25 protein-coding genes and 1 pseudogene are annotated in these 22,752 nt (G+C 67.5%); 12 read left to right on the top strand and 14 right to left on the bottom strand.

Annotation, left to right across the window (positions count from 1 at the left end; genetic code table 11):
* Positions 1–14: 14 nt before the first annotated feature.
* The 7 genes and pseudogenes from AC0GNO_RS18340 to AC0GNO_RS18310 all read right to left on the bottom strand — a co-directional run bounded on the left by AC0GNO_RS18340 (position 15) and on the right by AC0GNO_RS18310 (position 9,206).
* Positions 15–1,370, bottom strand: a complete 1,356-nt coding sequence (locus tag AC0GNO_RS18340; RefSeq protein WP_472904988.1) for a TolC family outer membrane protein — start codon at positions 1,368–1,370, stop codon at positions 15–17.
* A 44-nt stretch (positions 1,371–1,414) separates the two neighbouring features.
* On the bottom strand, positions 1,415–1,762 hold the full coding sequence (locus AC0GNO_RS18335) for a rhodanese-like domain-containing protein (RefSeq protein ID WP_472889773.1): 348 nt from the start codon (positions 1,760–1,762) through the stop codon (positions 1,415–1,417).
* A 37-nt stretch (positions 1,763–1,799) separates the two neighbouring features.
* Positions 1,800–2,495 carry a protein-L-isoaspartate O-methyltransferase family protein gene (locus AC0GNO_RS18330; RefSeq protein ID WP_472889774.1) on the bottom strand — a complete coding sequence of 232 codons (696 nt, stop codon included), beginning with the start codon at positions 2,493–2,495 and terminating at the stop codon, positions 1,800–1,802.
* Positions 2,496–2,537: 42 nt separating this feature from the next.
* Positions 2,538–5,731 (bottom strand): annotated as a pseudogene (locus AC0GNO_RS18325) (efflux RND transporter permease subunit).
* A gap of 10 nt (positions 5,732–5,741) precedes the next feature.
* Complete coding sequence (locus AC0GNO_RS18320; RefSeq protein WP_472904987.1) at positions 5,742–6,932, bottom strand: efflux RND transporter periplasmic adaptor subunit; 1,191 nt, start codon at positions 6,930–6,932, stop codon at positions 5,742–5,744.
* Positions 6,933–6,934: 2 nt separating this feature from the next.
* Positions 6,935–7,633, bottom strand: coding sequence for a TetR/AcrR family transcriptional regulator (locus AC0GNO_RS18315; protein ID WP_472904986.1), 699 nt, complete (start codon positions 7,631–7,633; stop codon positions 6,935–6,937).
* 94 nt (positions 7,634–7,727) lie between these two features.
* A complete protein-coding gene (locus tag AC0GNO_RS18310) occupies positions 7,728–9,206 on the bottom strand; it encodes a potassium/proton antiporter (protein ID WP_472904985.1) in 1,479 nt (492 codons plus the stop codon).
* 110 nt (positions 9,207–9,316) lie between these two features.
* Here AC0GNO_RS18310 and AC0GNO_RS18305 point away from each other — a divergent pair, with 110 nt between their 5' ends.
* The 3 genes from AC0GNO_RS18305 to AC0GNO_RS18295 all read left to right on the top strand — a co-directional run bounded on the left by AC0GNO_RS18305 (position 9,317) and on the right by AC0GNO_RS18295 (position 10,461).
* Positions 9,317–9,724: an MAPEG family protein gene (locus AC0GNO_RS18305; protein ID WP_472904984.1), complete on the top strand. Its 408-nt coding sequence runs from the start codon at positions 9,317–9,319 to the stop codon at positions 9,722–9,724.
* A gap of 21 nt (positions 9,725–9,745) precedes the next feature.
* Complete coding sequence (locus AC0GNO_RS18300) at positions 9,746–9,976, top strand: hypothetical protein (RefSeq protein WP_472904983.1); 231 nt, start codon at positions 9,746–9,748, stop codon at positions 9,974–9,976.
* A 155-nt stretch (positions 9,977–10,131) separates the two neighbouring features.
* The gene (locus tag AC0GNO_RS18295) at positions 10,132–10,461 is read left to right on the top strand and encodes a hypothetical protein (RefSeq protein WP_472904982.1); all 330 of its coding nucleotides are present in this window, start codon (positions 10,132–10,134) and stop codon (positions 10,459–10,461) included.
* A gap of 70 nt (positions 10,462–10,531) precedes the next feature.
* Here AC0GNO_RS18295 and AC0GNO_RS18290 read toward each other — a convergent pair whose 3' ends face one another.
* The gene (locus AC0GNO_RS18290; RefSeq protein WP_472904981.1) at positions 10,532–11,719 is read right to left on the bottom strand and encodes an acyl-CoA dehydrogenase; all 1,188 of its coding nucleotides are present in this window, start codon (positions 11,717–11,719) and stop codon (positions 10,532–10,534) included.
* A 108-nt stretch (positions 11,720–11,827) separates the two neighbouring features.
* Here AC0GNO_RS18290 and AC0GNO_RS18285 point away from each other — a divergent pair, with 108 nt between their 5' ends.
* Positions 11,828–12,736: a LysR substrate-binding domain-containing protein gene (locus AC0GNO_RS18285; RefSeq protein ID WP_472904980.1), complete on the top strand. Its 909-nt coding sequence runs from the start codon at positions 11,828–11,830 to the stop codon at positions 12,734–12,736.
* A gap of 18 nt (positions 12,737–12,754) precedes the next feature.
* Positions 12,755–13,291, top strand: coding sequence for a peptide-methionine (S)-S-oxide reductase MsrA (gene msrA / locus AC0GNO_RS18280; RefSeq protein WP_472904979.1), 537 nt, complete (start codon positions 12,755–12,757; stop codon positions 13,289–13,291).
* Positions 13,292–13,297: 6 nt separating this feature from the next.
* Here the strand turns inward: msrA and AC0GNO_RS18275 are convergent, their stop codons facing one another.
* The 4 genes from AC0GNO_RS18275 to aztA all read right to left on the bottom strand — a co-directional run bounded on the left by AC0GNO_RS18275 (position 13,298) and on the right by aztA (position 16,891).
* Positions 13,298–14,173, bottom strand: a complete 876-nt coding sequence (locus AC0GNO_RS18275; RefSeq protein ID WP_472904978.1) for an EamA family transporter — start codon at positions 14,171–14,173, stop codon at positions 13,298–13,300.
* A 73-nt stretch (positions 14,174–14,246) separates the two neighbouring features.
* Positions 14,247–15,182, bottom strand: coding sequence for a metal ABC transporter substrate-binding protein (locus tag AC0GNO_RS18270; RefSeq protein ID WP_472904977.1), 936 nt, complete (start codon positions 15,180–15,182; stop codon positions 14,247–14,249).
* A gap of 9 nt (positions 15,183–15,191) precedes the next feature.
* Complete coding sequence (locus tag AC0GNO_RS18265; RefSeq protein ID WP_472904976.1) at positions 15,192–16,097, bottom strand: metal ABC transporter permease; 906 nt, start codon at positions 16,095–16,097, stop codon at positions 15,192–15,194.
* On the bottom strand, positions 16,094–16,891 hold the full coding sequence (gene aztA, locus AC0GNO_RS18260) for a zinc ABC transporter ATP-binding protein AztA (protein WP_472904975.1): 798 nt from the start codon (positions 16,889–16,891) through the stop codon (positions 16,094–16,096). Before aztA ends, AC0GNO_RS18265 begins: the two co-directional genes overlap by 4 nt.
* A gap of 78 nt (positions 16,892–16,969) precedes the next feature.
* On the opposite strand from aztA, the gene AC0GNO_RS18255 reads away from it, so the two are divergent.
* The 6 genes from AC0GNO_RS18255 (at position 16,970) to AC0GNO_RS18230 (ending at position 21,276) form a co-directional block, all read left to right on the top strand.
* Positions 16,970–17,467, top strand: a complete 498-nt coding sequence (locus tag AC0GNO_RS18255; protein WP_472904974.1) for a Fur family transcriptional regulator — start codon at positions 16,970–16,972, stop codon at positions 17,465–17,467.
* A complete protein-coding gene (locus tag AC0GNO_RS18250; RefSeq protein WP_472904973.1) occupies positions 17,464–18,108 on the top strand; it encodes an ATP-binding cassette domain-containing protein in 645 nt (214 codons plus the stop codon). The genes AC0GNO_RS18255 and AC0GNO_RS18250 overlap by 4 nt, the downstream gene beginning before the upstream one ends.
* Complete coding sequence (locus AC0GNO_RS18245) at positions 18,105–19,322, top strand: FtsX-like permease family protein (protein WP_472904972.1); 1,218 nt, start codon at positions 18,105–18,107, stop codon at positions 19,320–19,322. The genes AC0GNO_RS18250 and AC0GNO_RS18245 overlap by 4 nt, the downstream gene beginning before the upstream one ends.
* A 5-nt stretch (positions 19,323–19,327) precedes the next feature.
* Positions 19,328–19,567, top strand: coding sequence for a hypothetical protein (locus tag AC0GNO_RS18240; RefSeq protein WP_472904971.1), 240 nt, complete (start codon positions 19,328–19,330; stop codon positions 19,565–19,567).
* Positions 19,568–19,709: 142 nt separating this feature from the next.
* Positions 19,710–20,258: a DUF3299 domain-containing protein gene (locus tag AC0GNO_RS18235; RefSeq protein ID WP_472889798.1), complete on the top strand. Its 549-nt coding sequence runs from the start codon at positions 19,710–19,712 to the stop codon at positions 20,256–20,258.
* A gap of 61 nt (positions 20,259–20,319) precedes the next feature.
* Positions 20,320–21,276: an AEC family transporter gene (locus AC0GNO_RS18230; RefSeq protein WP_472904970.1), complete on the top strand. Its 957-nt coding sequence runs from the start codon at positions 20,320–20,322 to the stop codon at positions 21,274–21,276.
* 18 nt (positions 21,277–21,294) lie between these two features.
* Here the strand turns inward: AC0GNO_RS18230 and AC0GNO_RS18225 are convergent, their stop codons facing one another.
* Together AC0GNO_RS18225 and AC0GNO_RS18220 are read right to left on the bottom strand one after the other, a co-directional pair.
* Positions 21,295–21,753: a hypothetical protein gene (locus AC0GNO_RS18225; protein WP_472904969.1), complete on the bottom strand. Its 459-nt coding sequence runs from the start codon at positions 21,751–21,753 to the stop codon at positions 21,295–21,297.
* Positions 21,750–22,289, bottom strand: coding sequence for a GNAT family N-acetyltransferase (locus AC0GNO_RS18220; RefSeq protein WP_472904968.1), 540 nt, complete (start codon positions 22,287–22,289; stop codon positions 21,750–21,752). The genes AC0GNO_RS18225 and AC0GNO_RS18220 overlap by 4 nt, the downstream gene beginning before the upstream one ends.
* Positions 22,290–22,484: 195 nt before the next feature.
* Between AC0GNO_RS18220 and rpsP the strand changes: the two genes are divergently transcribed.
* Positions 22,485–22,745: a 30S ribosomal protein S16 gene (rpsP, locus tag AC0GNO_RS18215; RefSeq protein ID WP_472904967.1), complete on the top strand. Its 261-nt coding sequence runs from the start codon at positions 22,485–22,487 to the stop codon at positions 22,743–22,745.
* The last annotated feature ends 7 nt before the right edge of the window (positions 22,746–22,752 follow it).

Raw genomic sequence — 22,752 nt, 5'->3', positions numbered from 1 at the left:
CGAGGTGCCGCAGTTTACCGCGCGAGGAGGGCGTCGATGGGCTGCAGGTCTTCGGCCTTGAGAAGGCCGCCGGCCTGCTTCAGACGCAGCTGGCCCACCAGCACGTTGTAGCGTGCCTGGGCCAGGTCGCGCTTGGTCTGGAAGAGCTGGCTCTGGGCGTTGAGCACGTCGATGTTGATGCGCACGCCCACCTGGTAGCCCAGCTGGTTGGCATCGAGCGCGCTCTGGCTGGAGGCCTCGGCGGCTTCCAGCGCCTTGACCTGGCTGAGACCCGAGAGCACGCCGAAGTAGGCGCTGCGCGTGGCCTGGCCGATGCTGCGCAGGGCGGTCTCGCGGTCGGCGCGGGCTTTGTCCACCAGGGCCAGGGTTTCCTTGACGCGGTTCTCGATGGCGTAGCCGGCGAACAGCGGTAGGTTGAACTGCAGGCCGACGCTGGCTGTGTTGGTGCGCACGTTGCCGGCCGTGGGCATGGTGGTGCTGGGGCCGCGGGCCACCTGGTACTGGCCCACCAGATCCAGCGTGGGCTTGTGACCGGCCTGGGCTTTCTTGACTTCCAGCTCGGCGATGTCGAAGCCGGTATCGGCCTGGCGCACCAGGGGATGCTCGCGCTGCGCCTGCAGCACCCAGGCTTCGGGATCGGCCGGCTGTACCGGCTCCAGGGTGACAGCGCTCGCCAGGGGCCTGGGGCTGGTGTCGTTCTTGCCCACGAGCTGGTCCAGCGCCAGCTTCTTGACCCGCAGGTCGTTGCTGGCGGCGATCTCCTGCGCCAGCACGAGGTCGTAGCGGGCCTGGGCTTCGCGCGAATCGGTGACGGTGGTGGTGCCCACCTCGAAGTTGCGCTTGGCGGCAGACAACTGCTCGGCCACGGCGGTTTTCTGGGCCTGCACGAAGGTCAGCGTGTCCTGCGCAGCGACCACGTCGAAGTACGCCTGCGCGGTGCGCACGATCAGGTCCTGCTCGGCCGCGTCCAGCTGGGCCTTGGCCACCTCAATCGACAGCTGGCCCTGCTCATGGGTCAGGCGGTTGGCGGGGCGGTACAGGGGCTGGCTGGCAGAAAGCGCCAGGTTCTGGCTGTCGGCACTGCGGCTGCCGGCCGCTGCGCTGCTGTCCACGTTCGCCCAGTTGACGCCGGCGCCCAGGCCGGCCTGGGGCAGCAAGCCCGCCCTGGCCTGATCGGCCTTGGCGAGATTCGCCTCGTACTGCGCGCGCGCCGCCTGCACGGTGGTGTCAAACCCCCGCGCCATGTCGTACAGCTCGACCAGGCTCTGCGCCTGTGCGCCGCCGGACACACCCAGTGCCAGCAAGGCCGCCAGCGCGAGCGGCTTCAGGGAAAGCGGATGCAGCTTCAACGGGGTGGACAGGGCGGTCATGAGGGTTCCTTTGGATAACAGGCGCGGAATGCAGGATGGCGGTTTCAGTACACCGGCACGGACGGGTCCCGCTCGCGGGCCCAGGCGTTGATGCCGCCGTGGATGTTCACCACCTCGGAGAAACCGTTCTGCATCAGGAAGTGCACCACCTGCGCACTGCGCGCGCCATGGTGACACAGGCAGGCCACGGGTTGGTTGCGGTCGAGTTCCAGGTAGCGTGCCGGCACACTGCGCATGGGCATGTGGACCAGATCGAAGCCATCGGGCTTGACGGCCGCGGTCTGGAACTCCCAGGGTTCGCGCACGTCGAGCACGACGGGGCGCAGGTCCGGCGACTTCGAGCGGGCCTGTTCAAGCCAATCGGTGAGTTGGGCGGGGTGGATGGAGATCATGGGTCGGACCTGTGAGCGTTTCAGCGGGTGTGCCGGCTCAGAACTGGAAGCGCGAAGGCTCGGAGAAGTTCCGCAGGCGTGGCGCCTGGGTGTCCCAGGGCTGGGCGGTGACGTACGACGCTTCGCCGGTGCGTGTGATGAAGGTGGCGCGCATGACAGGCTCGTTGCCCACGATGGCGGCCAGGCGGCCACCGGGGGCCAGCAGCGAGAGCAGGGCAGGCGGCACTTCGGCCACCGAACCGCTGAGCAGGATCACGTTCCACGGCGCTTCGGTGGCGCAGGCGGCAAAGTTGTTGGCTGCGGCATCGGCCACGCGCACTTCGGCGTTGGTGAAGCCGGCCTTCTGCAGGTTTTCACGCGCGGTGCGCGCGAGGGCTTCGTTGACTTCCAGCGAGACCACGCGCTGAGCCAGGCTGGCCAGCAGGGCGGCCATGAAGCCGCTGCCAGCACCGATTTCGAGCACCTTGTCGGTCGGCTGGATGGCGAGGTCCTGCAAAACACGGGCTTCAACGCGCGGTGCCAACATGCATTCACCCTCCACGGCGGGGTGCGTCAGCGGCAGCTCCATGTCGGCAAAGGCCAGCGCCTTGTGGGCGGCGGGCACAAAGTCCTCACGGCGCATCCTGGCCAGCAGCTCCAGCACCTGACGGTCGAGCACCTCCCAGGGACGGATCTGCTGCTCGATCATGTTGAAGCGGGCCTGGTCGAAGCTGATGGGGGTCTGAGAAGTCATGTTTGATACTCCGGTGGGTATATTAGCCGATCCTGATGCATTTTACTGAGCGCCACCCGTTGCGGCCCTGACGGCCGCGCTGTCATCGGCGCGTCCAGCCCCGAACAGGCGGCGCAGCCAGTGGCCGAAATCGTCCATGTAGCAGTACACCACGGGCACCACCACCAGCGTCAGCAGCGACGAGGTGATCACGCCGCCAATCACGGCCTGGCCCATGGGCGCGCGCTGTTCCGAGCCTTCGGTGAGCGCAAAAGCCAGCGGCACCATGCCGAACACCATGGCCAGCGTGGTCATGAGGATGGGGCGCAGCCGCACCCTGGCGGCCAGCAGCAGGGCGCTTTCGCGGTCCAGCGGCGCAGCGCCGTCCAGCCCGCGGCGGGCACGGATGGCGAAATCCACCAGCAGGATGGCGTTCTTGGTCACCAGGCCCATCAGCAGCACGATGCCGATCACCGAGAACATGCTGATGCTCGAACCGAACATCAGCAGTGCGAGCACCACGCCGATCAGGGTCAGCGGCAGCGAGGTCATGAGCGCCAGCGGCTGCAGGAAGCTCTGGAACTGGCTGGCCAGGATCATGTAGATGAAGATGATGGCCAGCGCCAGCGCCGACACCGCGTAGCCGAACGACTCCTGCATGTTCTTGGTCGAGCCGCCGAACTCGTAGCGGTAGCCCGGCGGCATGGTGATGGTGTCGAGCACCTCGCGGATATCGGCCGACACGTCACCGGCTGAGCGGCCGTACACGTTGGCGTTGATCGCCACCTCGCGGTTGAGGTTGCGCCGGTTGATCTGGTTCGGCCCGGTGGATTCCACCACCTGCGCCACCTGGCCCAGGCGCACCACGCGCGCCGTGCCATCGGCGGCGCTGCCCACCACGAAGGGCAGTTGCTCCAGGTCGCTGGTGCGCGCGCGCTGCCCGGGTGCCAGGCGCACGTTCACGTCGTAGCTCTCGCCGTCGGCCGCGCGCCAGTTGCCCACCGTCTGGCCGGCCACGAGGGTGCGCAGGCTGCTCGCCACCGTGGCGGCGTTCAGGCCGGCGTCGGAGGCGATCTCGCGCCGCATCACCACGTCCACCGTCGGCTTGTCGGGTTTGACGCTGGCGTCCAGATCCACCAGGCCGACGATGGGGCGGATGCGCTCCATCACCTGAGCGGTCAGCCGCTCCAGTTCGGCCAGATCCTCGCCCTGCAGCGAAAACTCGACCTGCTTGTTGCCGCCTACCGGATCGAGCAGGCCTGCGTGGGTCACGTTGATGCCGGGCACGGTGCGCAGGCGGTCGCGCAGCTTCGCGGCCATGGTGTCGGCGTTCAGGCTGCGGTCCTTGCGGTCCACCAGGCGCACGTAGACGCTGGCGTACATGGTGCCCTGGGCGTTGCCGGTGTTGATGGTCGAGAGCGTGTACTTGACCTCGGGGAATTCACGCAGGATCGCCTCGATCTGCCGCGTCTTGGCTTCGGTGGCTTCGAGCGACGAGCCCACCGGGGTGTGGAATGTGAGCGAGGTCTCGGAGAAGTCTGCCTTGGGCACGAACTCGGTGCCCAGCAGCGGCAGCATGAACAGGCTGCCCACGAAGGTGGCCAGCGCCAGGCCCAGCGTGGCCAGCTTGTGTTTCAGCGACCAGCGCAGCGTGCCCTGGTAGAGCTCGGTCAGGTCGTCCTGCACGCGGTCGAACCAGCCGGTGACGCGGCCAATGGTCTTGTCGTACAGCGTCACGGGCGCGGCGTGTTTTCCGTGCTTTTCGATTTCCGGATCGTGCCAGACCGACGACAGCATCGGGTCGAGCGTGAAGCTCACGAACATGGAAATCAGCACGGCCGCCACCATGGTGATGCCGAACTCGTGGAAGAACTTGCCGATGATGCCGCCCATGAAGCCGATGGGCAGGAACACCGCCACGATGGACAGCGTGGTGGCCAGCACCGCCAGGCCGATTTCCTGCGTGCCGTCCATGGCGGCGTCGAACGGGCGTTTGCCCATCTGCACGTGGCGCACGATGTTTTCGCGCACCACGATGGCGTCGTCGATCAGCAGGCCCACCGACAGCGTGAGCGCCATCAGCGTGATCATGTTGATGGTGAAACCGAACAGGTTCATGAAGAAGAAGGTGCCGATCACCGAGATCGGCAGCGTGAGGCCCGTGATCACGGTCGAACGCCACGAGTTCAGGAACAGGAACACGATCAGCACGGTCAGCAACGCGCCTTCGATCAGCGTGCGCCGCACGTTGTCCACCGACACGCGGATGGGCCGCGAGCCGTCGGCGATCGGCTCCAGCCGCACGCCCGGCGGCAGTTCGGCCTGGAGCGATGTGATGGTGGCCTTGAGACCGTCGGTGACGGCGATCGTGTTTTCGTCCTGCGCCTTCTGCACCTGCAGCAGCAGCGTGCGCTGGCCGTTGTAGAGCGCCAGGCTCTCCACCTCTTCGGTGCCATCGCTCACGCGCGCCACCTGGGCCAGGCGCACCGCACTGCCGCCGCGGCGCGCGACGATGATGGCCTCGAAGTCTTTCGGATTCTGCAGACGCGAGAGCACCTGGACCACACGTTCGCGCTCGGTGGTCTTGAGCGTGCCCACCGGCAGGTCCTGGTTTTCGTTGCGCACCGCGGTGGTGATCTGCTCGACGGTGATGCCCAGCGCCTCCATGGCGGCCGGGTCGAGGTCGATGTTGACCGCGCGCCGCGTGCCGCCCACCAGCGTGACCGAGCCCACACCTCGCACGTTCTCCATGCGCTTCTTGAGCGTCTGCTCGGCCCAGGTGGTGAGTTCAACCGCCGAGGGTGCTTTCCCATTGACAGCTTCGGGCAGGACAGCGACCGACCAGATCGAACGCGCCGCCGGGTCGAAGCGCAGCACGCGCGGTTCCTTCACGTCATCGCGGAAAGTCGGTCGCAGGATGGCAATTTTTCGCGCACGTCTTCGGCCGCCTTGCGCCCGTCGATGTGCAGCTGGAACTCGATGATGACGACCGACTGGCCTTCGTAGCTGCGCGAGGTGAGCGTGTTCACGCCCGCGATCGCGTTGACCGCTTCCTCCACCTTTTTCGTGACTTCGCTCTCCACGATGCCGGGCGAAGCGCCGGGGTACTCGGTGGTGATCACCACCACGGGGAAGTCGATGTTGGGGAACTGGTCCACCTTCAGGCGCTGGAACGAAAACAGCCCGAGCACCACGAAGGCCACCATCACCATGGTGGCAAAGACCGGGTTGCGCAGCGAGATCTGGGTGAACCACATGGTGCGCTGCTCAGTGCGATGGGGTGGGTTGCGCTGGCGCGGTGCCCGCAGCGATCGTGCCCGTCAGCGTCACCGCCGTGCCCTCGCGGATCAGGCCGGCCTGCACGCGCAGCAGCGTGGTGCCCACGGGGGCCTGCGCCAGGCCGTCGATCACCAGCATGGGCTCACCGTTGTGCAGGCCCTGGCGGCCCGGCACCACCGGCACGTGGGCGACCTTGCCGTCCTGCACGGTCTGGATGTAGGGCTGCGGCTTGTCGTTGCGCACCGCCGAGAGTGGTACCGCCGGCGCGCTGATGCGCCCGGTGACGATCTGCCCCTGGGCAAACAGGCCCTGGCGCATGCCCGCGACCGCCGGCACCCGCAGGTACACCAGCACGCTGCGGCTGCCCGCCTGCACGCTGGGGTTGATGCGCGCCACGGTGGCGTCCACCGGCTGGGCCAGGCCTTCCACCGTGAGTTGTGCTGTCTGGCCAGGTGCCACTGCCATGGCGCCGGCAGGAGCCAGGGCGGCTTCAAGTTCGAAGCCGGACAGGTCCACGACCTCCAGCACGCGGGCGTCAACGGCGACGCGTTCGCCGTTCTGCACCAGACGGGCCGACACCTGGCCGGTCAGCGGCGAGCGCAGCGCGGTGTCACCCAGGGTCTTGCGCGCGATGTCCAGCGCCGCGAGGGCCGCCTGGTGGTTGGCAACGGCTGCGGCCAGGTTGTTGCTGGTGGTTTCCAGTGCGGTGGCCGAGATGAAACCCTGCTTCACCAGCGACTGGTTGTTGTCGAGCGCGCGGCGTGCGATGCTCACCTGCGCCATGGCCGACTTCGCCTGCTGTTCGGCCTGGCGCACGCGCGCCTGCGCCTCGGTGCTGTCGATGCGCGCCACCACCTCACCCGCGCGCACGCTCTCGCCTTCACGCTTCTGAAGGCCCTGCAGCTCACCGGCCACCCTGGCCTTGATGACCGCGGTCTGCAGTGCCTTGAGCGCGCCTGACACGCCCACCGTCTGCGCGAGATCCAGTGCCTGCACGGTCAACACGTCCTGCGGCGTCAACTGGTACACCGGTGCCTGCTGCATGGCCGCGGCGGCCGTGCTGGCGGCTTCGCCCTGCAGCTTGCGTTTGTTCAGCGCGCGCGCCACACCCAGGGCAATGGCCAGCACCAGGGCGGCCAGCAGAAGCCATTTCAGCCAGGGAGAACGGTGGGAGGACATGGTCAGAGCGGGGTGGTGTTGGTGGATGGAGCGGTCTGCACCAGCATGCCGCCGAGCAGAAGGTCCAGCTGGGTGTCGATGAAGGCCACAGGCTCGATCTGCTGCGAGGCCGGGCAGCACGGCGCCATGGAGTGTTTCCACATCAGCAGAAAGATCATGGGCGCGATCAGGCTGTAGATCGCGTATTCGAGCTCCATGGGCCGGAACTCGCCGCGGTCGATGCCGCGCTGCAGGATGCGTTTGAGCAGGTCGTGGCCGGGACCGATCACTTCCTGCTGGTAAAACGCCGCGATTTCGGGAAACATGCCGGCCTCGCTCATCACCAGCTTGGTGATGCCCGAGGCCGCCGTCATGCCGATGCGTTCCCACCAGGCGTGCAGGCAGTGGCGCAGCAGTTCGGCGCTGTTGCCTTCGAACGCGTCCAGCTCCTGGTTCCACTCGCCAAAGCGCCCGGCGATGGTTTCCCGCACCACCGCCTTGAACAGGTCTTCCTTGCTCGGGAAATACAGGAACAGCGTGCCCTTGGAAACCCCCGCGCGCGCGGCCACCTCTTCCACCCGCGTGGCGGCAAAGCCCTTTTCAACGAACAGGGACAAGGCCGCGTCCAGCAATTCACCCGGGCGCGCTTCCTTGCGGCGTTCGCGGCGCTGGCGCGGGGCCTCTTCGATGGGGGGCGTGAGGGGGAGAGAGGAGGGTGGCATGGGTTTAATGACCGACTGGTTATTAATATAACCCATCACCGGTACAGCCGGCCCGACCGGGCCCATGCCAGACACCCTGCGGGCGCCGAAATGCTCAGCCCAGCTTGATGCCCACGCGTGTGATGCGATGGCCCGCCATCTCGCGCACGCTCACCTCGGCCTGTCCAAGCAGCATGCTGTCGCCCACCACCGGCGGACGCTGCAATTCATTGAGCAGCCAGCTGGCGATGTCCTGGGTGGAATCCGCCGGGACGGGCAGTCCATAAAAGGCGCAGAGGTTGTCCAGCGAGGTGCTGGCGTCCAGCACGAAGTCGCCATAAACCAGCCGTGCCTGGGCCGTGTCCTCCGGGTCGGGCAGGGTCACGCCCAGTCGCCGGGCGCTCCAGGCAATGGTCGAACCCTGCAGCATCAGCGAGGTGAGCACCACCACAAACGCCACATTGAAAAAGGTCTGCGCGCCCTGCACCCCGGCCATCAGCGGAAACACCGCCAGCACAATCGGCACCGCACCGCGCAGGCCCACCCAGGAAATGAAGGTGATCTCGCGCGGCTTGAAGTGCAGCGGCGCCAGGCACAGCCACACCGAAATGGGCCGGGCCACCAGCATCAGCACCAGCGACACACCCAGCGCGGGCCACAGCGTGCGCAGCAGGTCGCTGGGCGTGACCAGCAGGCCCAGCAGCAGGAACATGCCCGCCTGCGAAAGCCAGGCATAGCCGTCCATGGCCGACAGCGAAGGCCTGACCTGCCGCCGCGCCCGGTTGCCCACCACCACGCCCATCATGTACACCGCCAGGAAACCCGAGCCGCCCACCCAGGTGGTGCCTGCAAACACCGTGAGGCCACCAGACACCACCAGCAGCGCGCGGATGCCGCCGCCGCCATCCGAGCCGCGACCCAGGCGCTTGAGCAGCTCGGCCAGGGCCCAGCCACAGCCCAGGCCCAGCAACGCACCCCAGCCAAACTGTTGCAGCAGCGACAGCAGCACATCGCCGGCGTCGACGGTGCCGCTGCCACCCCCGCCCAGCGCCAGTGCAATGCCGATGAACATCAGTGTCAGGTACACCGCCATCGGGTCGTTCATGCCCGACTCGATCTCCAGCGTTGCCGCCACCCGCTCGTTGAGCGTCACACCCGACGACTTGAGCAGCGAAAACACCGCCGCCGCATCGGTCGACCCGACGATGGCACCCACCAGCAAGGCCAGCGGCCACGACAGGCCCAGCAGCCAGTGCGCTGCCGCGCCGGTGATGGCGGTGCACAGCACCACGCCCACCGTGGCCAGCAGCAGCGAAGGCCTCAAACCGGTGCGAAACGTGCGCATGTCGGTGCGCAGCCCGCCGTCCAGCAGGATCACCGCCAGCGCCACGTTGCCCACCCAGAAACTGAGGCGAAAGTCGTTGAACACCAGTCCGCCAGGCCCGTCCACGCCCGCGAGGGTGCCCACCACCAGAAACACCAGCAAGAACGAGAAACCGACACGTGCCGAAAACACACCGGCCAGCACGCTGATGAACACCAGCGCAGCAGCAGCCAGGAGAGGGAGGGTGAGAAAGTCGAGTGAGAGAGCCATGCGCTGAAGCTAACAGAAAGCGTGCCAATGGGAGGCCTGCGGGATACATTGCGTCAGGCTGCATGGTCACCCGTGGCAGGTCACCCACGCCATCAGCCGGGAGCCGTTTCATGAGCATCACACTGCAAGCCCTTCTCGGATTCATCGCCTGGACCCTGTGCCTTCTGGTGCTCATGGAGGGCATCCGCTCCTGGCTTGTGCTGAAGGGCGCCGTGCCCGCCAACCGGTTCGACCCCGAGAATTCGAACCTTTCGCCCTTCATGCAGCGCCTGGCCCGGGCGCACGCGAACTGCCTCGAAGGCCTGCCCATCTTCGGCGGGCTCATGCTCGTTGCCGTTGTCGCGGACCGCTCCGCCGTCACCGACCCGCTGGCCTGGGCGCTGCTCGCCGCCCGGATCGTGCAGTCGCTCATCCACCTCGCCTCGACCTCACCCGCCGCCGTGACGGCACGGTTCACCGCTTTCGGTGTGCAGATGGGGATTGCCGTGTACTGGGTGGTCGGGTTGGCCCTGCCGTAGGGCGCTACGGGACGGGCTGCCATGCCCGCCTCGACACCCTGCGCTGCGAGTTGGAACAAGCTGGTTCAGAATCGGCGGGGGGTTGACACAGGGTGTCTCATCCGGCATCTGCAGGCCCTGGCAGCGCAGCGCGGCGCCTGGGTGGTGTTCGTGCAGGCCGACCACGGCGACGGCCCCGCCGTGGCGCTGTACACAAAGCCCGGCACACGGGAGGGCGTGGTGCACTTCGATCTGCCCGTGCCCGGTGCGTGAGAGGCCAGGCACTTTGCGGCAAGCAGGCGCCCGAAAAAAACGGACCGTCCCGCACCGTTGTGCGGGTTCGGCGGGAAACCACTGCTTGAACGTCTCAACCCCACATGTTTCCAGCTCCACAACACCGTGACGCCAGCCACCTTCGGCTGGTGGCGGTGAAGCTCATCCACACGCTGGCCTGGGCCTTTTTCGCCGCTTGCATCTTCGCGATGCCGATCGCGTCCTGGGCGGGTCGGCATCACCTGGCCGGGCTGCTGGCGATGCTGGTGTTGGTCGAGGTCATCATCCTGGCCCTGAACGGGTGGACATGCCCGCTGACGGCGGTGGCAGCCAGGTACACGGAAGACCGCGAGAGCAACTTCGACATCTACCTTCCGGTCTGGCTGGCGAGGTACAACAAGCACCTGTTCGGGCCCCTGTACGTCGCGGCCCTGATCTATGCAGGGGTGAACTGGGCGACGTCCGGAACTTCGGGAAACGCGTGACGCCCTGACGTGATGCGGAAAACAAGAAGGGCTGCCCACGGCAGCCCTTCTTGTTCCGGAGAGAACCCGGTCAGTTCGCAAACGCCGCAATGCCAGTGATCGCCCGCCCCAGAATCAGCGCATGCACGTCGTGTGTGCCTTCGTAGGTGTTCACCACTTCCAGGTTCACCAGGTGGCGGGCGACACCGAATTCGTCGCTGATGCCGTTGCCGCCCATCATGTCGCGCGCCATGCGGGCGATGTCGAGCGACTTGCCGCAGCTGTTGCGCTTCAAGATGCTGGTGATCTCCACGGCGGCGGTGCCTTCGTCTTTCATGCGGCCCAGGCGCAGGCAGCCTTGCAGGCCGAGGCTGATTTCGGTGAGCATGTCGGCCAGCTTTTTCTGGATCAGCTGGTTGGCGGCCAGCGGGCGGCCGAACTGCTGGCGGTCCATCACGTACTGGCGGGCGCGGAAGTAGCAGTCTTCGGCCGCGCCCAGCGCGCCCCAGGCGATGCCGTAGCGCGCGCTGTTCAGGCAGGTGAACGGGCCCTTGAGGCCACGCACGTCGGGGAAGGCGTTTTCTTCCGGCACGAAGACTTCGTCCATCACGATCTCGCCGGTGATGCTGGCGCGCAGGCCGACCTTGCTGTGGATCGCGGGCGCGCTCAGGCCTTTGAAACCTTTTTCCAGGATGAAGCCGCGGATCTGGCCGCCGTCGTCTTTGGCCCAGACCACGAACACGTCGGCGATCGGGCTGTTGGTGATCCACATCTTGGCGCCGCTCAAGGAGTAGCCGCCAGGCACGGCCTTGGCGCGGGTGACCATGCTGCCGGGGTCGCTGCCGTGGTTGGGTTCGGTCAGACCGAAGCAGCCGATCCACTCGCCGGTGGCGAGCTTGGGCAGGTACTTCTGCTTCTGTGCTTCAGAGCCGAACTCGTTGATCGGCACCATCACCAGCGAGCTCTGCACGCTCATCATGCTGCGGTAGCCCGAGTCCACGCGCTCCACCTCGCGCGCCACCAGGCCGTAACAGACATAGTTGAGGCCGCTGCCGCCGTAGGCCTCGGGGATGGTGGGGCCGAGCAGGCCGAGTTCACCCATCTCGCGGAAGATGGCCACATCGGTCTTCTCGTGGCGGAAGGCCTCTGTCACGCGGGGCAGCAGCTTTTCCTGGCAGTAGGCGCGCGCGGCGTCCTGCACCTGGCGCTCGTCGTCGGTGAGCTGCGCGCTCAGGTGGAACGGGTCTTCCCAGTTGAAGGTGTTTTTGGGGCTGGCCATGGGGTGTCTCCGGGGCGGGTTGGAAGAGGGGTTTGACAGTGATTGTCGGCGCCCCATGAATAGCTGTCTAATATTGATTGCCGATTGATCAATACACATTACATATTCATGGAATTCCGCCACCTCCGCTGTTTCGCCGTGCTCGCCGAGGAACTGCACTTTGGCCGCGCGGCCCAGCGGCTGGCGATGACGCAGCCGCCGCTCTCGCTCAACATCCAGCAGCTCGAAGCCTCGGTGGGCGCGCGCCTGTTTGAGCGCAACAGCCGGGGCGTGGCGCTCACGGCTGCCGGGCTGGCTTTTCTGCCGCGCGCGCAGGCGCTGCTGGAGCAGGCCGCCCTGGCGGCGCGCGAGGCGCGCGACGTGGGGCAGGGGCTGGCCGGGCAGTTGCAGATCGGCTTTGCCGGCACGGTGCTGTATCGCGGCCTGCCGCAGGTGCTGCGCGACTTTGCGGCGGCGCACCCGAAACTGCGGCTGGCGCTGCGGGAACTCTCCAGCAGCGAGCAGCTGGTCGAGCTGGTGCACGACCGGCTGGACCTGGGTTTTGTGCACACCACGCGCGTGCCGGCGGGGTTCTCTCAGATCCTGGTGTCGAGTCAGCCGTTCATGGCCTGCCTGCCTTCATCGCACCCGCTGGCGGGCGAGGCGGTGTTGTCGCTGCAGGAGTTGAAGGGCGAGGCCTTCGCCATCGTGATGCGCGCCGTTTCGCCCGACTACCACGACCGCATCCTCGCGGCCTGCGCGGACGCGGGGTTTGAGCCATCTCTGGCGTTTGAACTGCGGCACTGGCTGAGCGTGGTGTCGGTCATCGCGCAGGGGCTGGGCGTGGGCCTGGTGCCCGCCGCGCTGCAACAGGCCGGCCTGCCCGGCGTGGCCTTCGTGCCGCTGGCCCAGCCGCTGGCACCCTACGACACGCATTGCCTCTGGCGCACCGGGCGCGACCAGTCGGCGCTGGGGGCATTTCTGGCGGCCGTGCGCGCGACGGCCCCTCCGGTGCACCATGTAGCCCATGATGGATGACAGAACCGGAGAAAACCCATGAGCGAATCCCAAACCCTGGTGCTCGGCGGCGGCTGCTTCTGGTGCACCGAGTCCGTTTACAAAGAAGTGCGCGGCATCACCGACGTCGAGTCCGGCTACAGCAACGGTCAGGCCGAACGGCCGAGTTATGAAGACGTGTGCACCGGCCGCACCGGCTGCAACGAAGTCGTGAAGCTCGAATACGACCCGGCCGTGATCAGCACGCGCGAGATCCTGGAGATCTTCTTCGTGATCCACGACCCGACCACGCTCAACCGCCAGGGCAACGACGTGGGCACGCAGTACCGCAGCGGCATCTACTTCACCACTGACGAACAGCGCGAGACCGCGCGGGCGCTGCTGGACGAACTGGCGCACGACAACGCCTTTGGCCGCCCGGTCGTGACCGAACTGATGCCGCTGGAAAACTACTGGCCCGCCGAGGACTACCACCAGGACTTCTTCGAGCGCAACCCGCACCAGGGCTACTGCATGGCCGTGGCGGCGCCCAAGGTGGCCAAGTTCCGCAAGACCTTCGCTCGCCTGGCCAGGTAACTCGACTCAGTTCAGGCGGGCTCGCAGCCGGGGCCACAGAACGATCACGGCCAGGCCGCTGAGCACGAGCGCCGCAGCGCCCAGCTTCCACCCCGGCAGCGACTCACCCAGCGACAGGGCCGAAGCCCCCATGCCGAACACCGGCACCAGCAGCGCCAGCGGCGCCACGGTGGCGGCGGGGTGGCGCGCCAGCAGCCAGTTCCACACGCCGTAGCCAAACAGGGTGTTGCCCAGCGCCTGCCAGAGCACGCTGGCCCACACCAGCGGCGTGGCGTTGATGACCGCACTCTGCATCAGGGCTGGGCCTTCGATGAACCACGAAATCGCCAGTAGCGGTGGTACCGCAAACACGCTGCTCCAGACCATGAAGTGCAGCATGTTCACCGGCCCGAGCGACTTCACCACCAGGTTCGCGCCGGCCCAGAAGAAGGCGGCCGAGAGTACCAAGGCCAGACCCAGCCACGTGACCACGGCGGCGTCCAGGTTCAACGCAATCACACCCAGCCCGGCCAGCGCCAGCAACAGACCCACGATCTGGAAACCGCGCACCCGCTCGCCCATGAGCAGCAGCGAGAGACCGATGGTGAAGAACACCTGCACCTGCACCACCAGCGAAGCGAGCCCGGGCGAGATGCTGCTGCGCATGGCCAGGAACAGCAGGCCGAACTGGCCCACGCCCAGCAGCACGCCGAACGCGGCCATCTTGCGCCACGGCGCGGTGGGTCGCGGAATGAACAGCAGCCATGGCAGAGCGGAGAAGGTGAAGCGCAGCGTCGCGAACAGAAACGGCGGCAGGCCGTCCAGTCCCCAGCGGATCACGACGAAATTGGTGCCCCAGACGAACACCACCGCGAGGGCGAGCAACAGGTGGTTGAGAGGCAAAGGGGGCTCCGGCCGGTGAAAAGCCCGCCAGTGTAGCCACGTGCCGCTCTGGGGCAGCGCGCCTGCGCGACGCTCAGTGGCACTGGATGGCCTGTGTGAGTGTGGTGGTGTTGGCGCGCATCATGGCCACGTAGCTCGCGGCCGGGCCTTGGGCGTCGGACAGGGAGTCGGAGAACAGCTCGCCCGCGGGCTTGACGCCGGTCTCGCGGCCGATCTGTGCGATCAGGCGCGGGTCCGAAATGCTCTCGACGAACAGCGCCTTGATCTGCTCCTGCTTGATCTGGCGCACCAGTTGCGCCACGCCCTTTGCAGAGGCTTCGCTGTCGGTGTTGACGCCTTGCGGGGCGAGGAACTTCACGCCGTAGGCATGCGCGTAGTAGCCGAACGCGTCGTGCGAGGTGATGACCTTGCGTTGCGTTGCCGGAATCACGGCCCAGGTGGCGCGGATGTCGGTGTCCAGCGCCTTGAGTTGGGCGTTGTAGGCCACCGCGTTGCGCCGGTAGCTGTCGCAGCCGTTGGCGTCGGCCTCGCACAGGCCTTTGACGATGTTGCCCACATAGACCATCGCGTTGGGCACGCTTTGCCAGGCGTGCGGGTCGGTTTCCTCGTGTTGGTGTCCGGCACGTGGTTTTTCACCGGCTTCTTCGGTGTGGATCGCCTGGATGCCCCGGCTGGCCACCACGTGACGGCCCTTGTAGCCGGCCGTGCCCAGCAGGCGGCTCATCCAGCCTTCGAAGCCCAGGCCGTTGGAGAACACGATCTGCGCCTGGCCCACCAGCCTGGCCTGCGAAGGCGTGGGCTGGAACACATGGGCGTCGCTGCCGGGGCCGACCAGCACCTCCACCGCGACGCGGTCCCCGCCGACCTGGCGCACCAGATCGCCGAGGATGCTGAAGCTGGCCACGGCCTTGATGGGGGCCACGGTCTGGGCCAGCAGCACGGGGCTGAGGGCAACGGTGGCGAGGCCGATGACGGAGGCGATGAGGTGACGGCGCAGATGGGTGTTCATGAAAGATCCTTAGGCTTGCAGATGGGACGAGGCGGGACGCTGGTGGCGCAGCGCGCCGTGCGGCGCGAAGAGCAGGGAAAGCAGGTACATCGCGCCGAGGGTGAGCACGATCACCGGGCTGGTGGGCCAGTCGGCGTGGTACGAGATGAGCAGGCCGCTCAGGCAGGCCAGCAGGGCGAGCGCGGTGGCGAGCAGCAGCAGGGGGCCGAGGCGGCGTACCCAGAAACGCGCGGTGGCCGCGGGCAGCACCATGATGCCCACCGCCATGAGCGTGCCCAGCGCGTGAAAGCCGGCCACGAGGTTGATCACCAGCAGGCCCAGAAATCCGTAGTGCGCCACCGGGCTCCAGCGGCTGACCTGGCGCAGGAAACCCGGGTCCAGGCATTCGAGCACCAGCGGGCGGTAGAGCAGGGCGAGCGCCACCAGCGTCGTGGCCGATATGCCGTCGAGCAGCGTGAGCGCCGCGTTGTCCAGCGCGAGCACGGTGCCGAACAGCACATGCAGCAGGTCCACGCTGTTGCCGCGCACCGAGACGATGAGCACGCCGAGCGCGAGCGAGAGCAGGTAGAAGGCGGCGAGGCTGGTGTCTTCGCGCAGCACGGTGTTGCGCGCCACCAGCCCGGAGCCCACGGCCACGGTGAGCCCGGCGGCGATGCCACCGATGGTCATGGCGGTGAGCGAGAGGCCGCTCACCAGGTAGCCGATGGCGGCGCCCGGCAGGATGGCATGGGCCATGGCGTCGCCGGTCAGGCTCATGCGCCGCAGCATCAGGAACACGCCCACCGGCGCCGCGCTCAGCGAGAGCGCCACACAGCCGAGCAGGGCGTCGCGCATGAAGCCGAATTCGGCAAACGGGCCGAGCAAAGGGTTGGCCAGCAACCAGACCATGAGTGGTGAATCGGCGATGTCGTTCATGTGAACGCCTCCGCTGCATGGGTGTGGGGGTGCGTGTCCGGCGTGGCCGCGCAGAGCGGGGCGTCTTCGTCGAACGCCTCGTGCATGCGCTGGGCGCGTGCCCAGTGCGCGTCGGTCAGCACCTCGGCGGTGGGGCCGCAGGCCACCAGCTCGCGCGCCAGCAGCAGCGTGAGCGGGAAGTGCGCGTGCACCTGCGCCAGATCGTGCAGCACCACGATCACCGTCTTGCCCTGGCGGTGCCAGCGGTGCAGCAGGGCCAGCAGGTCGCTGGTGGTGCGGTTGTCCACCGCGGCAAACGGCTCGTCGAGCAGCACGACCGGTGCGTCCTGCAGGATCAGGCGGGCAAACAGCGCGCGCTGCAACTGGCCGCCCGAGAGCGCGTCCAGGCTGCGTTGTTCAAAGCCCGTGAGCCCGACGGCGGCCAGTGCTTCGTCGCACAGGCGGCGGTGTTCGGCGGTGAGGCGCCCGAACGCGCCGACGCGGTGCCACAGGCCCAGAGCCACCATGTCGTGCACGGTGACGGGGAAGCTGCGGTCGAGCCCGCTGTGCTGCGGCAGCCAGGCGATGCGTTGGCCGGCCAGGCCGCTCACCGTGCCGCTGATGGGGCGGAGCTCACCAGCCAGTGCCTTGATGAGCGTGGACTTGCCTGCGCCGTTGGGGCCGACCAGCGCCAGCAGCGAACCTGGCGCGATGCGCAGGCTCACGTGGTGCACGGCCGGGTGGCGGTCGTAGCCGAGCGTGAGGTCGTGCAGTTCGATCGCCGGGACAGCGGGTTGGGGTAGGGCTTTGTGCATGGTGGGCGGGCGATAAACTATCGCAACTGAATTGCAGTAACGATGATATTAACGCAACTTTGTTGCGATAATGGAGCCATGCCCGTGTCCACATGCCAGCCCAAAGAATCCGTCATGGTGCCTGCCGAGATCCAGGCCCGCCTGGAGCGCGCGGGCCTGCGCCGCACCCTGGCCACACGCGCCGTGCTGGGCCTGTTCCTGGCGAATCCGCAAGGCACGCTGAGCCACGCGCAGGCGCTGGCCTCGCTCACCGCACGCGGGCTGGACATCAACCGCGTGACGCTCTACCGCCTGCTGGACCGGCTGGCCGCCTGTGGTGTGCTGCAGCGCCACGCCAACGACGACGCCCGCACCTGGCGCTACGGTCTGGCCGACACCGACGAGGGCCTGGCGCCGCGCTTTGAGTGCGACGCCTGCCATCGCCAGTTCCGACTGATCGAGGGCAGCGCACCCACGCAGGCGGTGGCCAGCGATCTCTTGCGCACGCTGGCCGGGTTGGGCCATCAGGGTCTGCGCGTGGATGTGGCGATCCACGGCACCTGCGCCAGCTGCCTGCCGCAGGAGCCGGCCGCGTGATCCACACCCGCGACCTGGCCTGCCGGTTTGCCGACGGCAGGACGCTGCGCTTCGCCGATACCGATGTGCCCCAGGGCGGCACGCTGCTGCTGCGCGGGCCGTCCGGTAGCGGCAAGTCCACCTGGCTGGCGCTGGCCGCGGGCCTGCTCTCGGCCACGGGCGGCGAGATGGTGGTGGCTGGGCAATCGGTGGGCGCGCTGGCGCCTGCTGCGCGCGACGCCTGGCGGGCCAGGACCATTGGCTTCCTGCCGCAGCGGCTGCTGCTGAGTGAGGCGCTCACGGTGGCGGGCAACCTGGGTCTGGGGTTTTTCGCCGCCGGGTTGCCGCAAGACAAGGTGGCGATGCACCACACGCTGGATGCGCTCGGTGTGGCGCACCTGGCCGCGCGCAAGCCGGCGCGTCTCTCGGGCGGCGAAGCGCAGCGTGTGGCGCTGGCACGCGCGCTGCTGCTGCGCCCGCGCGTGATCCTGGCCGACGAGCCCACCGCCAGCCTGGACGATGCCGCCTGTGCCGCCGCGCTCACGCTGCTGCGCGAGCGCGCGCAGGCCGCGGGTGCCACGCTGGTGATCGCCACGCACGACGCGCGCGTGGTGCAGGCCCTGCCAGGCGCGCAGGTGCTGGCCATGGGGGGCGACGCATGAACGTGTTCTCGCTCTCCTGGCGCTACCTATGGTCGCGGCCGCTGGCTTCGGCGCTGAACCTGCTGCTGCTCACGCTGGGGCTCGCGTCGATGGCTTTTGTGTTGATCGCGCAGGACCAGATTGACCACGCCTTCGAGCGCGATCTGGCGGGCATCGACGTGGTGGTGGGTGCCAAGGGCAGCCCGTTGCAGCTCATCCTGGCGGGCGTGTTCCACATGGATGTGCCGCCGGGCAATGTGGCGCTGGCCGAGGTGCAGGCGCTGGCTTCGCACCCGCAGGTGGCGCAGGTGATCCCGCTCAGTCTGGGCGACAGCGTGACGGGGTTCCGCATCGTTGGGACCAACGCCGACTACCCGGCGCACTACGGCGCCGCGTTGGCGCAGGGTGCGCTGTGGAGTGCGCCCATGCAGGCGGTGCTGGGCGCACAGGTGGCGCAGGCCACCGGGCTGCCGTTGGGCCAGCGTTTCACCGGCTCCCACGGTCTGGGCGGTGGTGGCCACGAACACGCCGACATGCCCTACACCGTGGTGGGCGTGCTCGCGCCCTGCGCCTGCGTGCTGGACCGGCTGGTGCTCACCGACACCGCTTCGGTCTGGAACGTGCACGAGGGGCTGGCACCGGGCGAGTTTCAGAGCCTGTCGGCCGAAGACCGCGAAGCCATCGAAGCCGAGCGCGAAGTGACGCTGGCGCTGGTGCGCTACAACACGCCGATGGCGGCGATCAGTTTTCCGCGCTACATCAACGCCACCACCAGGATGCAGGCCGCTGCACCGGCGATGGAGATCACGCGCCTGCTCGGCATGGTGGGCGTGGGCACGCGGGTGCTGCAGGGCATGGGAGCCGTGTTGCTGCTGGTGGCGGCGCTCTCGGTGTTCATCGCATTGTGGAGCGCGGTGCGCGAGCGCCGGGCCGACATCGCCATGCTGCGCTTGCTGGGCGCGCCGCCCTGGAAGGTGGGCGCACTGTTGCTGTGCGAAGCGTTGTGGCTGGCGCTGCTCGCCAGCGCGCTGGGCCTGCTGGCCGGGCAGGGCCTGACCGCTCTGCTGGGCGGGTTGTGGATGGCCGACCAGGGCCTGGCCATCGTTGCCTGGCACTGGCCGACCGCGCTGGCCGGCGTGCCGGTGGCCGCCCTGGGCGTGGCGCTCGCCGCGGCCGCTGTGCCGGCCGTGAGCGCCTACCGTGTGGATGTGACTTCTCTTTTGCAAACGAGGTAAACCGTATGAAAAAACACCTGCTGTCCCTGACTTTGGCCCTGCTCGCCTCGGCCGCTTTCGCTCAACACTCCGACAAAGAGACCCAGGACGACATCGCGCGCCACCGCGCCATGGCCGCGGCCCACGAAGGCGCGGCCAGGTGCCTGGAGGCGGGCAAAGGCGAAAAGGTCTGCATGGCGGAACTTCAGGCCGCCTGCAAGGGTCTGGCGATTGGCAAGTACTGCGGCATGCGGCACAGTCATTGACCACCCCCGTCGCTTGCTCGCTGCGCCCCGAACTGCCGCCTCAAGCGGTAGTTCGCTTAGCCGCTCCGCCCCTCAAGGGGCAACGCTGGCGGATTGGCAAAGCCCGATCCGCGGCGTTCACGGTTTGAGACACTTCGTTGGCATGAATCACTTTTCCCGCCCCGTCTTTTCGTTGCTGAGCCTGGCTGCGGTGTCCGTCTTTGCACAGACACTCGGCTCGCCGCTGGGGTCACCGGCTGCGTCTGCTCCGGCAGGTGCACAGTCGGCTGTGCCGCACGGCCAGGGCGCGGGGGTACACAGTCCGCTCAGCCCGTTCGCGCCGCTCAAGCAACGCACCGACGTCGTAGCCTGGTCGGTGCTGACGGATGTGAAGACGGTGATCCGCAACAAGCGCATCGTGCCGGTGTACCCGGCTGCGGTGACGGCGCTGGACCAGAAGACGATCCGGCTGCAGGGCTTCATGATGCCGCTTGAACCGGGCGAGCAGCAGCGCCATTTCCTGCTGGCTTCGGTGCCTCTGACGTGTTCGTTCTGCACGCCGGGCGGGCCGGAGAGCATGGTTGAAGTGCGCACCGTGAAACCGGTGAAATACAGCCAGGCCGCGGTGGTGGTCGAAGGAAAATTCCATGTGCTGCAGGCCGATCCCTACGGCCTTTACTACCGTTTCACCGGGGCCGCCGGTGTGAAGTGAACGGGCAAGTCCGAATGCCCCTGGCCTGTGGGCGCACGCACCGCGGCGATACCATCGCCCGGTGAACATCACCGCCCACCCCGTCGTCGCTTCGCTCACCCCGGTCTTCCTGCTCATTGGCCTGGGCTACCTGGCCGGTCGTCTGCAATGGATCCGCGAGGCCGCGGTGAAAGATCTCTCCAACCTGGTGTTCCTGCTGCTGATCCCGGCACTGCTGTTCCGCACCATGAGCGCGGTCGACGTGCAGGCGCTGGACCTGCGGCCGCTGGCGGCCTATTTTCCGGTGGCGCTGGGCTTGCTGGGTGCTTCGATCGCATGGCGCGGTTTCAACCGCGGCAGCGTGGTGATGGCGGTGGGCGGCGTGTTTTCCAACATGGTCATGATCGGCATCACACTGGTGGAACTGGCCTACGGCAAGGCGGCGCTGGTGACGCTGCTGACCCTGGTGTCGGTGCACGCGCTGATCCTGCTCACAGTGAGTTCGGTGGTGCTGGAACTGGTGGTGGCGCGCGAAGCCCGCGCGGGTGGCGAGCGCGTGCCGCACGTGCTGGAAACCGCTTGGGCGGCCTTCAAGGGCGCGCTGATCCACCCGATCCCGCTGCCCATCCTGAGCGGCCTGCTGTTTGCACAGACCGGCTGGACGCTGCCCACGGTCGTGGACAAGCCGCTGCAACTGCTGGGCAGCGCTTTCGGACCGATCGCGCTGGTGCTGGTGGGGGTGACGCTGGCGCGCACGCCGCTGGGCGGGCACTTGCGCCAGGCGCTCTGGATCACGGCGTCGAAAAACCTGCTGTTGCCGCTGCTGGTGGGCCTTTCGGCATGGACGGTGGGCATCACCGGCCTGCCGCTCACGGTGATGGTGGTGGCCGCAGCCCTGCCGATGGGCGCCAACGTGTTCCTGTTTGCACAGCGCTACGAAGTGGCCCAGGAGCTCACCACGGCCGCAATGGGGCTGTCCACACTGCTGGCACTGTTCACGCTCAGCTTCGTGATGCTGGTCATGTCTTACCTGAACTGACCCCCGCCGTGCTGCGCGCTATTGACTGATCTTTCTGGCTTCCTCGATCTGGTATTCGAAGTAGCGCTGGATGCCGAACGCCAGGCTGCCCATGAAGGCAATGGTTCCAACCAGCAGCGCCAGCACCAGAGCCCCCATGGTGAGCCAGTTGGTGCCGCCGGCCACCGATTCGGCGTCCAGGCCGGGGTTGAACCAGCCGTTCCACTTCGCGCGGTCGCTCAGCGCGTAGACGATGCCGGCGAGGCAACTGGTGGCGATGCTCGCGCCGAGGAACGGAATCAGCACCCAGGCCAGCTTGTCGTCTTGCCCCAGTTCCTGCACCCGTTCCACGCCCCACCAGCCGAGCCCCGCTGCGATGGGGTGCAGCCAGCCGATCCAGTCGCCCAGGCCGCGCAGGTAGAAACGGTGCAGTCCCATGCTGCCGCCGAGCACGGCGAGCCAGACCGTGAGCGTCTTGTTGCGCGGGCGCGCGGTCATGCCAAGCTTTCGCTGGACTCGGGCGGGCTGCTGTCGCCCGCGCCCAGGCTGCGCTGCATGAGCACGATGTCAAGCCAGCGGCCGAACTTCCAGCCGCAGGATGGCACCACGCCGACCTGCTCGAAACCGAGTGCGCGGTGCACACCGACGGAGCCGGCGTTGGCCGAGTCGCCAATCACCGCCATGACCCGGCGCACGCCGGCGCGCTCGAAACTCGCCAGCAGCTCGGCCAGCAGGGCACGGCCCAGGCCCTTGCCCGCGGCTTCCGGCGCCAGGTAGATCGAGTCCTCCACCGAGAAACGGTAGGCCGGGCGCGGCTTGAACCAGTTGCCGTAAGCGAAGCCCAGCACCTGGCCACCTTCTTCGACCACCAGCCAGGGCAGGCCCTTGGACAGCACATCGGCGCGCCGCGCCGCCATGTCGGCGGCGCTGGGCGGGGTGGTTTCGAATGTGCCGGTGCCGGTCAGCACGTGGTGGCCGTAGATGCGGGTGATGGCGTCGAGATCTTCGTCGCGGCTGGGTCGGATGAGGGGCATGTCGTGAGGGGGGCGAATGGTTGGGGATGACGCTCTGATGGGGGTACCACACGGGCTATAATCGCGGGTTTTGTGGTGTTTCGCTGGCCGGGTGGTCAGTCGTGTGTCTCAGGCGCTGCAATGAATGGGGTTTATTCAGCCAAAAAAACCCATTGAAGTCCCGATTTTGGGGCTTCTCCATCCGAAGGATAAATCATGGTCGTCATCCGACTCTCCCGCGGCGGTTCCAAATCGCGCCCGTTCTACAACATCGTGGTTGCCGACAAGCGCAACCGCCGCGATGGCCGCTTCATCGAGCGCATCGGCTTCTACAACCCGCTGGCCCGCGGTGGTGAAGAACCCCTGCGCGTTGCCGTGGACCGCCTGACCTACTGGACCAGCGTCGGCGCCGAGCCGTCGGACACCGTGTCCCGTCTGGTCAAGCAGCACGCCGCCAAGACCCCCGTCGCCGCCTGATCAGCCT

This window comes from Hydrogenophaga sp. L310, assembly GCF_055703065.1.
The sequence above is the reverse complement of the archived record's forward strand: the minus strand, read 5'-3'. Positions and strand labels throughout refer to the sequence as shown.

Bases quoted from the DNA above. Each gene is read 5' to 3' on its own strand.
- AC0GNO_RS18340 (WP_472904988.1), bottom strand. From the start codon at position 1,370: ATGACCGCCCTGTCCACCCCGTTGAAGCTGCATCCGCTTTCCCTGAAG.
- AC0GNO_RS18335 (WP_472889773.1), bottom strand. From the start codon at position 1,762: ATGATCTCCATCCACCCCGCCCAACTCACCGATTGGCTTGAACAGGCC.
- AC0GNO_RS18330 (WP_472889774.1), bottom strand. From the start codon at position 2,495: ATGACTTCTCAGACCCCCATCAGCTTCGACCAGGCCCGCTTCAACATG.
- AC0GNO_RS18320 (WP_472904987.1), bottom strand. From the start codon at position 6,932: ATGTCCTCCCACCGTTCTCCCTGGCTGAAATGGCTTCTGCTGGCCGCC.
- AC0GNO_RS18315 (WP_472904986.1), bottom strand. From the start codon at position 7,633: ATGCCACCCTCCTCTCTCCCCCTCACGCCCCCCATCGAAGAGGCCCCG.
- AC0GNO_RS18310 (WP_472904985.1), bottom strand. From the start codon at position 9,206: ATGGCTCTCTCACTCGACTTTCTCACCCTCCCTCTCCTGGCTGCTGCT.
- AC0GNO_RS18305 (WP_472904984.1), top strand. From the start codon at position 9,317: ATGAGCATCACACTGCAAGCCCTTCTCGGATTCATCGCCTGGACCCTG.
- AC0GNO_RS18300 (WP_472904983.1), top strand. From the start codon at position 9,746: ATGCCCGCCTCGACACCCTGCGCTGCGAGTTGGAACAAGCTGGTTCAG.
- AC0GNO_RS18290 (WP_472904981.1), bottom strand. From the start codon at position 11,719: ATGGCCAGCCCCAAAAACACCTTCAACTGGGAAGACCCGTTCCACCTG.
- AC0GNO_RS18285 (WP_472904980.1), top strand. From the start codon at position 11,828: ATGGAATTCCGCCACCTCCGCTGTTTCGCCGTGCTCGCCGAGGAACTG.
- msrA (WP_472904979.1), top strand. From the start codon at position 12,755: ATGAGCGAATCCCAAACCCTGGTGCTCGGCGGCGGCTGCTTCTGGTGC.
- AC0GNO_RS18270 (WP_472904977.1), bottom strand. From the start codon at position 15,182: ATGAACACCCATCTGCGCCGTCACCTCATCGCCTCCGTCATCGGCCTC.
- AC0GNO_RS18265 (WP_472904976.1), bottom strand. From the start codon at position 16,097: ATGAACGACATCGCCGATTCACCACTCATGGTCTGGTTGCTGGCCAAC.
- aztA (WP_472904975.1), bottom strand. From the start codon at position 16,891: ATGCACAAAGCCCTACCCCAACCCGCTGTCCCGGCGATCGAACTGCAC.
- AC0GNO_RS18255 (WP_472904974.1), top strand. From the start codon at position 16,970: ATGCCCGTGTCCACATGCCAGCCCAAAGAATCCGTCATGGTGCCTGCC.
- AC0GNO_RS18245 (WP_472904972.1), top strand. From the start codon at position 18,105: ATGAACGTGTTCTCGCTCTCCTGGCGCTACCTATGGTCGCGGCCGCTG.
- AC0GNO_RS18240 (WP_472904971.1), top strand. From the start codon at position 19,328: ATGAAAAAACACCTGCTGTCCCTGACTTTGGCCCTGCTCGCCTCGGCC.
- AC0GNO_RS18235 (WP_472889798.1), top strand. From the start codon at position 19,710: ATGAATCACTTTTCCCGCCCCGTCTTTTCGTTGCTGAGCCTGGCTGCG.
- AC0GNO_RS18225 (WP_472904969.1), bottom strand. From the start codon at position 21,753: ATGACCGCGCGCCCGCGCAACAAGACGCTCACGGTCTGGCTCGCCGTG.
- AC0GNO_RS18220 (WP_472904968.1), bottom strand. From the start codon at position 22,289: ATGCCCCTCATCCGACCCAGCCGCGACGAAGATCTCGACGCCATCACC.
- rpsP (WP_472904967.1), top strand. From the start codon at position 22,485: ATGGTCGTCATCCGACTCTCCCGCGGCGGTTCCAAATCGCGCCCGTTC.